Source organism: Nonomuraea sp. NPDC048901 (assembly GCF_040649695.1).
Taxonomy (GTDB): domain Bacteria; phylum Actinomycetota; class Actinomycetes; order Streptosporangiales; family Streptosporangiaceae; genus Nonomuraea.
Map to the genome: position 1 here is coordinate 206,208 of NZ_JBEZFW010000008.1, position 13,742 is coordinate 219,949.

A 13,742-nucleotide genomic window follows, 5' to 3' on the forward strand; every position below is an offset into this window, starting at 1 on the left:
AACCTTTGCCGCTACTTCGGCAGGACGCTCTTCGCCGCCTTCTTCAGCGCGGCACTTGTGGCCTTGGTGGTGAGTCGCACCTTTTCGGCGGACTTCAAGGTGGTTGTCCCGTTGGTTCCGTGGGCCCAGTTCAGCCAGCCCGTCAGCAGGGCGGCGTCCAGCTTCGCGCGGTTGGTCTTGCTGGCCTTCAGCACCCGGTACGCGGTGCCCAGGGATGACGCCTTGGTCAGCTCGGGGAAGACCGTGCTGGCCTTCTGCACCAGGCTCAGGTAGCAGGTGAGCGTGGCGTCGGGCAGCTTGCCGGTGCTCCGGTGCAGCTCCACGGCCCATTTCTTGGCCGTCAGGCGGGTGCCGGTCGTACCGCGCGTACACACCGTGGCGGGGGCCTTGGGCGTGACCGTCACGGTCACGGTCACGGTGAGGGTCGGCAGCGGGACCGGCGTCGGGCTCGTCTCCGACGGCTCGGGCGTCGGCGTGGGGCCGCTGCTGTCCGACGGGTCGGGCTCGGGGTCGGGGTCGGACGGGTCGGGGTCGTCGGGGGCCGGAGCCGGGGTCTGGGTGATGGGCGGCTGCGGCGCGCTGCCGGTCAGCGCGGCGAGCACGTCCAGGCGCGGCGTGGTGACCTGGGTGCCGTCGGCGACCTGATAGACGTACGGGCGGCCGCTCGACTTGAGCTTGTCGATCAGCTCGGTCATCGGGGACTGCGGGGACTGCGCCTTCAGCAGCGCCAGCGCGCCCGCCACGTGCGGCGTCGCCATCGAGGTGCCGCTGTAGATGGCCGTCTGGTTGTCGGGCACCGAGGAGTCGATGTCCACACCCGGCGCGAACAGGTCCACCCCGGCGCCCCGGTTGGAGAAGTCGGCGATCGCGTCGCTGTCGTCGTTCGCGCCCACGGCCACCGCGGAGGTGATGCAGGCGGGGAACGAGGCGCCCTCGGAGTACTCGTTGCCAGCCGCGACCACGGTCGCGATGCCCTTGGCCAGCAGGGCGTCGATCTTCGGCTTGAAGATCGCGCCCTCCTCGCTGTCGTCGCACGAGGTCTCGGGCAGCCCGCCGCCCAGGCTGAGGTTCACCGCGGCGATCGGCTGCGCCGAGGCGGCCACGTAGTCCATGGCCAGCCGCAGCGACGACTCGTACGCCAGCAGGCACGACGGCTCGCCGTAGCAGACCGACTCGTCGTTGACCCGGCTGAACACCTGCACCGCGACGATCCCCGCGCCGGGCGCGACGCCGCCGTTGCCCGCCGCGATGCCCGCGACGTGGGAGCCGTGGTCACACAGGTTCTCCCCGTTGGCCAGGCACTTGGCCGTCATGGCGTCGGCCGCGCCCTTGCCGGTCTGCGTGGTCTGGTGGTTCGGGCACAGCGACTCCACGCCCTCGTCCACCGCGGAGAAGCACGCCTCGTCCACGATCCGGCCGCCGAAGTTCGGGTGGTCCTCGTCGATGCCGGTGTCGAGGATGGCCACCGCCTGGCCGGTGCCGACGAAGCCCTGGGCGTGCGCTTGGTCGGCGCCGATCTGGGTGAGGTTGTTCGCCGCACTCGGGGGATAGGCGCGATCACGGTGGATCGAGGTGACGCGCGAGTCCGCGGCGAGCGCGGCCAGCTCCTCGGCCGTGCCCTGGACCACCATGAACGGCTGGCTCTCCGGCCGCAGCACGACGTCCACGCTCTCGGCCGCCGCCTGCTTGGCCACCGGCGCGTTCTGCGCCGGGTCGCTCAGCTCGACGATAGCGCGCACGGTGCCGCCGCTGAGCGCCAGGCCGTCTTCGAGCTTCTCCTGGGTCGCGCTCGGCGAGGGGGTCGGGGTAGACGTGGGGTCGTCGGCGAAGGCCGGAGCGGCCGGCACTAAGGCCAGCAGGATCGCGCACACGATCAAGGAGCGAAGTCGCACGATCCCGGAGTTTAAGGGGATTTATCCGGCGCGCACAGGGGTGGAGGGCCCCTCTCAGCGAACTCTCACTCACTTCCCAGCGCGTCGTGACGCAGCCACACGGCGCCCAGCGGCGGAACCCGCAGCGTGGCGGAGTGCGGCAGGCCGTGCCAGGGCTCCTCGACGGCCTGGACCTCGCCCATGTTGCCGACCCCGCTGCCCCAGTAGTCGTAGGCGTCGGTGTTGACGATCTCCGTCCACTGCCCGCCGTACGGCAGGCCGAGCCGGTAGTTCTCGTACGGCCCGCCGCTGAAGTTGGCCACGCACGCCACCGCCGACCCGTCGGCCGCGTAGCGGACGAACGAGAAGGTGTTACCCCGCGCGTCGTCGGCGTCGATCCAGCGGAAGCCCTCGGGCGTCGCGTCCTGCTCCCACAGGGCCGGGGTCTCGCGGTAGAGCCGGTTGAGATCGCGCACCAGCCGTTGTACGCCCGCGTGCCCGTCGAACTCCAGCACCCACCAGTCGAGCCCGCGCTCCTCCGACCACTCCGAGCCCTGGCCGAATTCGCCGCCCATGAACAGCAGCTGCTTGCCCGGGTGCGCCCACATGAACGCGAGCAGGGCCCTGAGCTGGGCGAAGCGCTGCCATTCGTCGCCCGGCATCTTGCCCAGCAGCGAGCCCTTCCCGTGCACGACCTCGTCGTGGGAGAGCGGCAGCACGAAGTTCTCGGAGTAGGCGTACATGAGCGAAAAAGTCATCTGATGGTGGTGGTACTGCCGAAATATCGGCTCATGTCGTAGATAGCTGAGCGTGTCGTGCATCCAGCCCATGTTCCACTTGAACCCGAACCCGAGCCCGCCCAGGTGCACGGGCCGCGACACACCCGGCCACGCCGTCGACTCCTCCGCCACGGTCGTGATGCCCGGAGCCTCCCGGTAGCAGACGGAGTTCATCTCCTTGAGGAACTCCACCGCGTCGAGGTTCTCCCGGCCGCCGTAGATGTTCGGCGTCCACTCACCCTCGCGCCGCGAGTAGTCGAGATAGAGCATCGAGGCGACCGCGTCGACCCGCAGCCCGTCGATGTGGAACTCCTTCATCCAGTAGAGCGCGTTGGCGACCAGGAAGTTGCGCACCTCCCGGCGGCCGAAGTCGAAGACGTAGGTCCCCCAGTCGGGATGCTCGCCACGGGCCGGGTCGGCGTGCTCGTACAGCGGAGTGCCGTCGAAGCGCGCCAGCGCCCAGTCGTCCATCGGGAAGTGCGCGGGCACCCAGTCCAGCAGCACCCCGATCCCGGCCTGATGCATCCGGTCCACCACATGCCTGAACTCATCGGGCGTCCCGAACCGGGCCGTCGGCGCGTAGTAGGACGTCACCTGGTAGCCCCACGACCCGCCGAACGGGTGCTCGGCCACCGGCAGTAGCTCCACGTGCGTGAAGCCCATGTCCTGGACGTAGTCGACGAGCTGCTCGGCCAGCTCCAGATAGGACAGACCGGGCCGCCACGACCCCAGGTGCACCTCGTAGACGCTCGCCGGACCCCGCTGCGCGTTCTTCTCGGCGCGCTCGGTCATCCACGAGTCGTCTTCCCAGGTGTAGGCGGACTGCTCGACCACGGAGGCGGTCTGCGGCGGCACCTCGGTACGCCTGGCCATCGGGTCGGCCTTGTCCCGCCACACGCCGTCGGCGCCGAGGATGTGGAACTTGTACCGCTCGCCCCGCCCCAGCTCGGGGATGAACAGCTCCCACACGCCGGAACGGCCCAGCGAACGCATCGGGAAGGCGGTGCCGTCCCAGTGGTTGAAGTCGCCGACGACCCGGACGCCGCGCGCGTTCGGCGCCCAGACGGCGAACGCGGTGCCGTCGACGTCCTCGTGCCGCATCACACGCGCGCCGAGCACCTCCCACAGCCGCTCGTGGCGCCCCTCGCCGATGAGGTGCAGGTCCACCTCGCCCAGCGTGGGCCAGTGGCGGTAGGGATCACGGGCCTGGTACGGCTCGGAGCCCGCGTACTGGACGCTGAAGGAGTAGGAGGGCACCTTGTCGAGCCCCTTGACCGTGGTCTCGAAGACCCCGTGGGCTTGGTGCTTGAGATCGTGGGCCGTCCCGTCGTCCAGCACTACGCGGACCCGTTCGGCCAGCGGGCGCAGCGTACGGAAGGTGACACCGCCCTCGACGGGATGTGCTCCCAGCACGGAATGCGGATCGTGGTGTGCTCCGCCCGCGAGTCGGTCGAGCTCTGTCCTCATCGGCATGCTCCCACCCTGCCCTACGTCAGACCTACAACCCAGGCACTGCCCGCATTCACGCAGACAATCACCGAAAGTGCGAAATCTTGGGTTTATCGCGAGCCAACGACGGGGGTAAATGCCCGCTTTAAGAAGGGTTCTGGATGGTCTGCGGGGGCGCAAGCGCCGTCCGTACCGAGGCCGCGATCCGGTCGACATCGCCGCGTTCCGCCTCGGGCAGCGGGGCGCCCACCGACACCCTGAGCGCATCCGCCGTGGTCAGGAGCCCGGCCGCCTCCTCGTGCCGGCCGTCGAGCGCGTGGGCGCCCGCCAGGCCCTCCAGGGCGAGCGCGATCGCGCGCGGATCGCCCACCCGCCGCGCCACCGCCAGCCCTTCGCGCTGCCACTCCAGCGCGGCCACCGCGTCCCCGCGCTGCTCGGCGACGAACCCCAGCTCGGCCAGGATCAGCGCCGCCCCCGGCTCGCCGGCCACCTCACGCACCCAGCGCAACCAGCGGCGCAGCAGCCGTTCCGCCTCATCGAGCCGCCCCTGCCGCCGGGCGACCAAGGCCAGCCCGACCTCGGCGAACTCCTCCAGCGGCACATCCGACCGGGCGACGGCCAGCCGCCGGGCCCGCTCGTGCAGCTCCCGCGCCCCGTCGAGGTCTCCGGTCAGCAGCGCCACCCGGCCCAGCCTGGACAGCGCGCCGGACACCTCGCTCTGCAGCCCAAGCTCCTCGGCGCCGCGCAGCCCGTCGCGCCGCAGGTCGGCGGCCCGCACGTAGTCGCCGGTGATCTCGGCCAGCGTGCCGAGGTTCTCGGCGGCCCGCATCTCACCCCACCGGTCGCCCACCTCCCGGAACAGCTCCAGCCCCCGCTCCCCGTCCTGCCGCAGCGCCGCCAGATCGCCGCGCAGCAGCGCCCGCCTGGCCCGCAGGCTCAGCGCCGCCGCCGTGCCCCACCGGTCGTCCAGGGCGAGGAAGGACTCCAGCGCGCCGTCCAGCAACGCGTCGGTGACCACCGGGTCGTCATAGCCGTACAGCGTGAAGGCCAGGAACCACCGCGCCCTGGCCCGGCGCACCGGATCCGTGATCGCGGCCGGCAGTTGCTCCACACCGGGGGCCCGCCCCTGCCCGGACAGCATCCGCAGCCCGGCCAGCCAGACACGGGCCTGCGCGTCGTCGGCGGCGGCCAGCACCGCCTCCAGGGTCCGCTGTCCCTCGCCGAGCCTGCCGCGCAGCACCCAGTACCAGGCCAGCGCGTTCACCAGCCGGACCGCCACGTCCGTTGCGCCGTGCCGGAGCGAGGTCTCGATCGCGGCGCGCAGGTTGGCCGCGTCGGCGTCGAGCAGCGCGAGCCAGTGCCGCTGCTCGGGTCCGCGCAGGCCCGGCTCGGCGCGTTCGGCGAGGTCGGCGTGGTGGTGGGCGTGCCGCAGCCGGACCGCCTCCGTCTCACCCGCTTCGGACAGCCGTTCCAGGCAGTACGCGGCCACCGACTCCAGCAGCCGGTACCTGCCGCCGGGGGTCCGTACCACCAGCGACCTGTCCATCAGCCTGGCCAGCAGGTCGAGCACGTCCAGGCCCGGTTCGGCGCAGATCGCCTCGGCGGCTTCGAGCGTGCAGCCGTCGGCGTGCACGGCCAGGCGCCGCAGCACGACCCGCTCGGCCGCGGTCAGCAGCTCCCAGCTCCAGTCGATCATCGCCCGCAGCGTCCGCTGCCGCGCGGGCGCACCTCGATGCCCCGTGGCGAGCACCCGGAACCGGTCGTCGAGCCGGGCGGCCAGCCGACGCGGAGTGAGCGCCCGCAGCCGGGTGGCGGCCAGCTCCAGCGCCAGCGGGATCCCGTCGAGCCGCGCGCAGATCTCCGCCACGCCGTCGTCGTCCGGCCCGATGCCCGCCCTGGCGGCGAGCAGCCGTGCGGCGGCCTCCGGCCCGAGTGGCGGCACGCTCCACAGGACCTCGCCGGGGACACGCAGCGACTCCTGGCTGGTCGCCAGGACGCGCAACTCGGGCGCGGCCCGCAGCAGCCGCTCGGCCAGCTCGGCGACCTGGTCGACCACGTGCTCGCAGTTGTCGAGGACGAGCAGGGTCGCGCTGGTACGGAGCGCGGCGGCGAGCCGGTCGACCACGGACCCGGGCGAATCATCCCTGACCCCCAGCACCGTCGCCACCACCCCGGCCACCACGCCGTCGGTGGGGGAGGTGGCCGAGGCCAGCTCGACCAGCCACACCCCGCCGGGAAACGGCCGGCCGGGCTCGGCCGCCGCCTCCAGGGCGAGCCGGGTCTTACCGACCCCGCCCGGCCCGGTCAGCGTGACGAGCCGCCCGGCCCGCAGCAGCGACCGCACCTCGGCCACCTCCGCGTCCCGGCCGATCAGCTCGGTGAGCGGGGCGGGCAGGTTCGTCGCGGGCGGCCCGGCGAGCGATCCGGCCGGACCGGAGCCCTGCGGCGCTCCAAGAGGCGCGGGCGGATGGGAGTGCGTCGGGTCCATGGGCAGTGCGGGTGGGTCGAGGATCGGGTCCTGGCGGAGGATCGCGGCGTGCAGTGCCGTCAGTTCGGGTGCCGGGTCGATGCCCAGCTCCTCAGCCAGCAGCCCGCGCAGCTGCGCGTAACCGGCCAGCGCCTCGCTCTGCCGCCCCGCCCGGTACAGCGCCCGCAGGTGCGCGGCCCGCAGCCGCTCCCGCAGCGGGTGCGCGGTCACCAGCTCGGCCAGCTCGGCCGCCAGCGCCCCGTGGTCGCCCAGCTCCAGCCGCGTCTCGGCCAGCTCCTCCAGCGCGACCAGCCGCTGCTCCTCCAGCCGGTCGACGGCCGCTCTGGCGAAGTCGCCGAACTCGGCGTACGGAGCCCCCCGCCACAGGCCGAGCGCCTCGGTCAGCAGCGCCTGCCGTACCCGCGCGTCGTCGCTCCGCCCGGCACGGGCGAGCAGGGACTCGAACAGGCCCGCGTCCACCTCCTCCGCGTCCACCGCGAGCAGGTACCCCGGCGGCCGGAAGGCCACCAGTGAGCGGTCACCGAGCGCCCGGCGCAGTTGGGAGACCTTGACCCGGAGTGCGGCCGGCGCGTCGGCGGGCGGGCGGTCGCCCCACAGGTCCTCGATGAGCCGGTCGGTGGAGACCGGCCGCCCCCGGTGCGCCAGCAGGTCGGCGAGCAGCGCGCGGACCTTGGCCTCGGGCACCTGGACCGGCTGCCCTTCCGGCGTCCACACCGAGAGGGGGCCCAGCACCCCGAATCTCATCAGCCCCCCATAACAAACTCCGAACCCGACCATAACCCCCGGCCAGCAATGTGGAAGCCGTCAACGGAAAGGACTGCTCAGCATGCGTATCTCTATCCTCGGCCTGGGCCTCATGGGCCAGGCCCTGGCCCGGACCCTCGTCGGGGCCGGTCATAGCGTCACCGTGTGGAACCGTACGGAAGGCAAGGCTGACGGCCTGGGCGCCACCGCCGTGGCGACCGCGGCGGAGGCGGTCGCGGCCAGCCCGCTGGTGATCGTCTGCGTGCTCGACTACGCGGCCGTACGGGAGCTCCTCGGCTCGGTACGGCTGGACGACCGGGTCCTGCTGAACCTCACCAACGGCAGGCCGGCGGAGGCCCGCGACATGGCGGAGTGGGTGGCCGAGCGCGGCGGCGACTATCTGGACGGCGGCATCATGGCCGTGCCCCAGATGATCGGCACGCCCGGCGCGCTGATCCTCTACAGCGGCTCGCCCACCGCCTTCGAGCGTTACGAGGAGGCGTTGGGCGTGCTGGCCAGGCCCCGCTACCTGGGGGCGGACGCGGGGCTCGCACCGCTGTACGACCTGGCCATGCTCACCGGCATGTACGGCCAGATCGCCGGGTTCCTGGAGGCGGCGGCGCTGATCGCCTCGGAGAAGCGGCCGGTGGCGGAGTTCACCACGGAGCTGCTGGTGCCATGGCTGAACGCGATGGCCGGGCAGCAGCCCCGGATGGCGGCGGACATCGAGGCGGGCGCCTACGTGACCGACGTCTCCAACCTGGAGATCAACCAGGTGGGCATGGTCAACCTGATCCGCGCCTTCGAGGAGCAGGGGGTGAAGCCGGACCTGCTGCTGCCCATGAGGGAGGTCCTCGACCGGCGGGTGGCGGCCGGCCACGGCGCCCACGGCCTGTCGAGCCTGATCGAAGAGCTCCGTTAGCGACAGGTCAGCGGCGGAAGGCGGCCAGCGGGATGCGGATCCATGAGGGCCGGTTGCGGGCCTCGTAGACCACCTCGTACACCGCCTTCGACAGCTCGAACGCGCGCAGCAGGGCCGCGTCCGCCGAGGTGATCACGCCGCCGCCCTCGGTGTAGCCCTCCAGGAAGGCGGCCCTGTTGCGGTCGGCCCACTCGGCGGCCCGCTCCTCCAGGGATTCGGGCTGTGAGTGGTCGGCCAGCAGGTGCCTGGCCGCGTAGTCGAACGAGCGGAGCATCCCGGCCACGTCGCGCAGCGGGGACGACAGGGCCCGGCGTTCGGCCAGGGGCTGGCCCGGCTCGCCCTCGAAGTCGAGCACCACCCAGCCGGTCGCGATGCGCATCACCTGGCCCAGGTGGTAGTCGCCGTGCACCCGTTGCACGGGCACCTCGACGGTCAGGTCCTCCACCGCGTGGTAGGCGGCCTCCAGCGCGTCGACGTGCTCGCGCAGCTCCGGCACCTCGCCCACGGCCCGGCCCAGCCGCCGCCGGAAGCCCTCGGCCATCCGCTTGACCTCGTGCACCTCGATCAGGTCGGTGGGGAAGGCGGTGGCCAGCTCGTGATGGACGTGGGCGGTGGCCACGCCGAGCCGGTGCGCCTCGGCGGCGAAGTCACCTCCGACCTCGCCCGCCGAGAGCTCGGGCATCGAGCCGTACAGGTCCCGCACGCTGGCCAGGGCCAGGTCCCAGCCGTCGTTGGCGGTGGAGAGGTATTCCTGCATGATGGCCAGCGTCGTGGCGGTGCCGTCGAGGTCGGTCTCGATCCAGCCGTACGGCTTGGCGATGTGCGCGGACTCCAGGGCGTCCAGCGCGGTGACGATCTCCAGCTCCGGGTTCACACCGGGGATCAGGCGGCGGAAGAACTTGCAGATGTAGGCGTCCCCGTACACCAGGGAGGTGTTGGACTGCTCGGCGCCGAGCACCAGGCTGCGCGGTGAGGTGTCGATGGTGACGCCGGGCAGGTGGCGGAAGCGGACGGTGTCCCAGCCGCAGCCCTCGGCCATGCACTCCAGGACCCAGTGGGTCAGGGCTTGGTCGTGGACGGCGTCGTAGACGTACCACTCGGGATGGTCGGGGCCGTTTTCGAAGGCGTAGGGGCCGTGCGTGCCGATCAGCGCGTGTTTCAGCCGGTCGGGCAGCTCGGTCCGCATTCCGAGCAGGATCTGGTAGCGCTCTCTCGACGCTCCCTGCCAGACGGACACGATCAGGTGGCGGAGGCCGGGGTCGTCGGCGTCGATCACGACGTCCGACTCGATCGACAGGGAGTCGATCGCGCGCCCCTTGCCGCCGAACCATCGTTGGCGACTGATCCATGCGGCAAGGAGCTCGTCAAGCACGTCTTACTCCTCCTGGGTGAAGGCCGGTGGGAGTGTGAACCAATAGAACCCATGCCCGGGAAGCGTCAAAAGATACGGAAGTTCGCCAATTGCCGGGAATGGAACTCCACCCATCGTCTCAACGGGCGAGACGCCGACGAATCTGCGCAGGTCAAGCTCGACCGGCTGGGGGAAGCGCGAGAGGTTGTTCACGCACAACATCCGGTCGTCGCCCAGCTCGCGGACGAACGCCAGCACGCTCGGGTTGGAGGAGTTGAGCTCGGTGAACTCACCCAGGCCGAACACCGGGTGCCGCTTGCGGATCTCGATCATGCGCTTGGTCCAGTGGAGCAGCGATCCGCCGCTCTTCTGCTGCGCCTCGACGTTGAGCCCCTGGTAGCCGTAGATCGGGTCCATGATGACCGGCAGGTAGAGCCGTCCCGGGTCGCAGTCGGAGAACCCGGCGTTGCGGTCGGGGTCCCACTGCATGGGCGTTCGTACGCCGTCGCGGTCGCCGAGCCAGATGTTGTCGCCCATGCCGATCTCGTCGCCGTAGTAGAGCACCGGCGAGCCGGGCAGCGACAGGAGCAGCGCGGTGAACAGCTCGATCTGGTTGCGGTCGTTCTCCAGCAGGGGTGCCAGGCGCCGCCGGATGCCGACGTTGGCCCGCATGCGCGGGTCCTTGGCGTACTCGGTGTACATGTAGTCGCGTTCCTCGTCCGTGACCATCTCGAGCGTCAGCTCATCGTGGTTGCGGAGGAAGATCCCCCACTGGCAATGTTCCGGAATCTTCGGGGTTTGGGCCAAGATTTCGGAAATGGGGTAGCGCGACTCCCTGCGTACGGCCATGAAGATGCGCGGCATCAGCGGGAAGTGGAACGCCATATGGCACTCGTCGCCCCCGCCCACCGGGTCGCCGAAGTACTCGACCACGTCGGAGGGCCACTGGTTGGCCTCGGCGAGCAGCACCCGGTCGTTGTAGAGCCGGTCGACCTCCTTGCGGATCCGCTTGAGGTAGTCGTGCGTGCGCGGCAGGTTCTCGCAGTTGGTGCCCTCCTCCTCGAAGAGGTACGGCACGGCGTCGAGGCGGAACCCGTCGATGCCCAGGTCGAGCCAGAAGCGCAGCACCTCCAGCATCGCGTCCTGCACGGCCGGGTTCTCGTAGTTGAGGTCCGGCTGGTGGTGGAAGAAGCGATGCCAGTAGTACTGGCCGCGGACCTGGTCATAGGTCCAGTTGGACGTCTCGGTGTCGATGAAGATGATCCGGGCGTCGGGATAGGCGCTGTCGTTGTCCGACCAGACGTAGAAGTCGCCGAACGGCCCCTCCGGGTCGTGGCGCGCGGCCTGGAACCAGGGGTGGGCGTCGCTCGTGTGGTTCATCACCAGGTCGGCGATGACTCGCATGCCGCGTTTGTGGGCCTCATCGACGAGCTTCACGAAGTCTCCGAGATCGCCGAACTCCGGCAGGATCTTCATGAAGTCGGCGATGTCGTAGCCGCCGTCGCGCAGCGGTGACTCGTACAGCGGCAGCAGCCACAGACAGTCCACGCCGAGCCACTGGAGATAGTCGAGCTTGCTGATCAGGCCCTTGATGTCACCGGTGCCGTCGCCGTTGGAATCGGCGAAGCCCCTGATCAGAACCTCGTAGAAGACCGCGCGCTTGTACCAGTAGGGGTCGCGCGGCTTCTCCTCGTCGAAGGGGTTGGGAATGGGTGTGGAGCTCATGAGCACTCCCTTGGGCTCATGAAGGAGGCGCTTTCACACACGTTGAAGACTCCCCGCTGAATTCTGTGTTCTACCGTGGCGCGGCTCGTACGGTGAAGATGTGGGCTGGCTGGATGTGGGGGTCGAGGCGAACGTAGTTGTTCTGCCGCCAACGGTACGACTCGCCCGACAGTTCGTCGTCGACGACGAACTCGGCATTCCAGTCGAGACCGAGGGCCGGCATGTCCAGCTCGACCGCCGCCTCGTGGGTGTGGTGTGGGTCGAGATTGACAACCGCCAGGACGACATCGCCCAGCCCGTGCCGTCGTGTGGCGGGGTCATAGGCGCCCGGCAGGCGCTTGGAGAAGCACACCATGTCCGGTTGGTCAACCCGGTGGAACCGTAGATTACGCAACTCCTGCAGCGCTGGATGTGCTCTTCGGAACAAATTCAGGTGGGTGATGAACGGCGCCAGGCTCCACCCTGCCCGCTCTGCCTCCACCCAGTCCCGCGGTTTGTACTGATATTTCTCACTATCTAGATATTCCTCACTACCCGGGCGGACAGGGACATTTTCCCCAAGCTCGTACCCGGAATAGACGCCCCAGGTGGGTGAGGCGAGCGCGGCGAGCACGGCACGGATCCGGAAAGCAGGATTTCCGCCGTGTTGCAGGTATTCGTGAAGAATATCCGGTGTGTTAACGAACACATTGGGCCGCAGGAAGTACGACGTCTCCCGGGCCAGCTCGGCGAGGTAGGTCTCCACGTCGTGCTTGGAGTTCTTCCACGTGAAGTACGTGTAGGACTGGTGGAAGCCCACCTTGGCCAGCGTCTGCAGCATCGCCGGCCGGGTGAACGCCTCGGCCAGGAAGATCACGTCCGGGTCGGTCGCGTGGATGTCGGCCAGCAGCCGCTCCCAGAACCCCACCGGCTTGGTGTGCGGGTTGTCCACGCGGAAGATCCGTACGCCGTGGTCCATCCAGTGCCGCAGGACCCGTCTCACCTCGGTGTAGATCCCCTCGGGGTCCTTGTCGAAGTTGATCGGGTAGATGTCCTGGTACTTCTTCGGCGGGTTCTCGGCGTAGGCGATCGTGCCGTCGGCCCTGATCGTGAACCACTCCGGGTGCTCCTTGACCCACGGATGGTCGGGGGAGCACTGCAGCGCGAAGTCGAGCGCGACCTCCATGCCCAGCTCGCGGGTGCGGCTGACGAACTCGGCGAAGTCCTCGATCGTCCCCAGGTCGGGATGGAGCGCGTCGTGGCCGCCGTCGTCGGAGCCGATCGCCCAGGGCGATCCCGGCTCGTCGGGCTCGGGGCTCAGGGTGTTGTTGCGCCCCTTGCGGAACGTGAGGCCGATGGGATGGATCGGCGGCAGGTAGACGACGTCGAAGCCCATCTTGGCGATCGCGGGCAGACGCTTGGCCGCAGTCTGGAAATTTCCGGACTTGGAGACGCCGGACTCGTTGATGACCGCGCCCTCTGACCTGGGGAAGAACTCGTACCAGGAGCCGTACAGCGCCCGGCGCCGGTCCACCCTGATCGTCCGCGGCCGGGCCCTGGTCACCAGGGCGCGCAGCGGGTGCGCCTCCAGCAGCGCCGCCGTCTCCGGCAGTTGCGCGATGGACAGCCGGGCCCGGGGGTCCAGCTGCTCGTCGCGGAGCGTGGCGGCGACGGCCAGCAGCGCGGCGCGGTGGCCGCACGTGCTGTCGCCGTTGCCGTTGACCTTGGTGGATGGCTTGGTGGATGGCTTGGTGTCGGTGGCCCGGCCGGTCCTGGTGTGGGCCGCGGGATGCCCGTTCCCGTTGCCGGGGGCGGGACAGTCCGCCTGCCGTACGGCCTTGGCGGCGCGCTCGAACAGCCGGGCGCCCTCCTCGCACATGAGGTCGCTGTCCATGCCCCGCGGGATCTTGATCTCCGCGTCGTGCAGCCAGGTAGCGATGGGGTCGCTCCACGCCTCCACCCTGAACAGCCAGTCACCCTCGGCCGGCAGGCACACGTCCAGGCCCCACCTGTCGGTGCCCGGCGCGAGCTCGCGCATCGGTCTCAGGCGGCCTCGCTGCCCATCGGGCGCGGTGAGCACAACGCCCGCGGCCACGGCGTCGTGGCCCTCTCTGAACACGGTCGCCGAGACCTGAAAGGTCTCGCCGGCGACCGCCTTGGCGGGCCACTGCCCGCAGTCGACGACGGGGGAGATGTCCGTGATGGGAATTCGTCCGATCATCGCATTTCAAGGTTGCGACGGCACGCTCGGTACCGCCGGAGGCTTCCGTGGTAGGAACGATCCTTGCATGTAAATTGTGGGCAGCAGTGGAGGACCTCCCGAGTGTCCCCAGGAGAACCGACATTGGTGGAAGTTGCCCCAATATTTCCTCTTCATGCTTCTTCTCGGAAGGGGTTTGAACGGCCTTGCCGAAGGTGAGGGACTGAGAGGTCC

7 protein-coding genes are annotated in these 13,742 nt (G+C 70.0%); 1 reads left to right on the forward strand and 6 read right to left on the reverse strand.

The features are described from left to right. Window positions 1–11 precede the first annotated feature (11 nt). From AB0C30_RS28350 to AB0C30_RS28360, 3 genes are all read right to left on the reverse strand, one after another. Entirely contained in the window at window positions 12–1,892 is a 1,881-nt protein-coding gene (locus tag AB0C30_RS28350) for a S8 family serine peptidase (RefSeq protein WP_357950013.1), read from the reverse strand. A 65-nt stretch (window positions 1,893–1,957) separates the two neighbouring features. After that, on the reverse strand, window positions 1,958–4,117 hold the full coding sequence (glgB, locus tag AB0C30_RS28355; protein ID WP_357950753.1) for a 1,4-alpha-glucan branching protein GlgB: 2,160 nt from the start codon (window positions 4,115–4,117) through the stop codon (window positions 1,958–1,960). Between the two features lie 127 nt (window positions 4,118–4,244). Further along, on the reverse strand, window positions 4,245–7,331 hold the full coding sequence (locus AB0C30_RS28360) for a BTAD domain-containing putative transcriptional regulator (RefSeq protein ID WP_357950016.1): 3,087 nt from the start codon (window positions 7,329–7,331) through the stop codon (window positions 4,245–4,247). A gap of 82 nt (window positions 7,332–7,413) precedes the next feature. On the opposite strand from AB0C30_RS28360, the gene AB0C30_RS28365 reads away from it, so the two are divergent. After that, entirely contained in the window at window positions 7,414–8,253 is an 840-nt protein-coding gene (locus AB0C30_RS28365) for an NAD(P)-binding domain-containing protein (protein WP_357950019.1), read from the forward strand. 7 nt (window positions 8,254–8,260) lie between these two features. On the opposite strand, the gene AB0C30_RS28370 is transcribed toward AB0C30_RS28365, so the two are convergent. The 3 genes from AB0C30_RS28370 to AB0C30_RS28380 all read right to left on the reverse strand — a co-directional run bounded on the left by AB0C30_RS28370 (window position 8,261) and on the right by AB0C30_RS28380 (window position 13,529). Continuing rightward, window positions 8,261–9,625, reverse strand: coding sequence for an aminoglycoside phosphotransferase (locus AB0C30_RS28370; RefSeq protein WP_357950022.1), 1,365 nt, complete (start codon window positions 9,623–9,625; stop codon window positions 8,261–8,263). 3 nt (window positions 9,626–9,628) lie between these two features. Then, on the reverse strand, window positions 9,629–11,329 hold the full coding sequence (gene treS / locus AB0C30_RS28375; protein ID WP_357950024.1) for a maltose alpha-D-glucosyltransferase: 1,701 nt from the start codon (window positions 11,327–11,329) through the stop codon (window positions 9,629–9,631). A 70-nt stretch (window positions 11,330–11,399) separates the two neighbouring features. Next, on the reverse strand, window positions 11,400–13,529 hold the full coding sequence (locus AB0C30_RS28380; protein WP_357950027.1) for an alpha-1,4-glucan--maltose-1-phosphate maltosyltransferase: 2,130 nt from the start codon (window positions 13,527–13,529) through the stop codon (window positions 11,400–11,402). Window positions 13,530–13,742 lie beyond the last annotated feature (213 nt).

Excerpts from the sequence above, each read along its gene's own strand:
- AB0C30_RS28360 (WP_357950016.1), bottom strand. The coding sequence starts at position 7,331 with ATGAGATTCGGGGTGCTGGGCCCCCTCTCGGTGTGGACGCCGGAAGGG.
- glgB (WP_357950753.1), bottom strand. The coding sequence starts at position 4,117 with ATGAGGACAGAGCTCGACCGACTCGCGGGCGGAGCACACCACGATCCG.
- AB0C30_RS28365 (WP_357950019.1), top strand. The coding sequence starts at position 7,414 with ATGCGTATCTCTATCCTCGGCCTGGGCCTCATGGGCCAGGCCCTGGCC.
- treS (WP_357950024.1), bottom strand. The coding sequence starts at position 11,329 with ATGAGCTCCACACCCATTCCCAACCCCTTCGACGAGGAGAAGCCGCGC.
- AB0C30_RS28380 (WP_357950027.1), bottom strand. The coding sequence starts at position 13,529 with ATGATCGGACGAATTCCCATCACGGACATCTCCCCCGTCGTCGACTGC.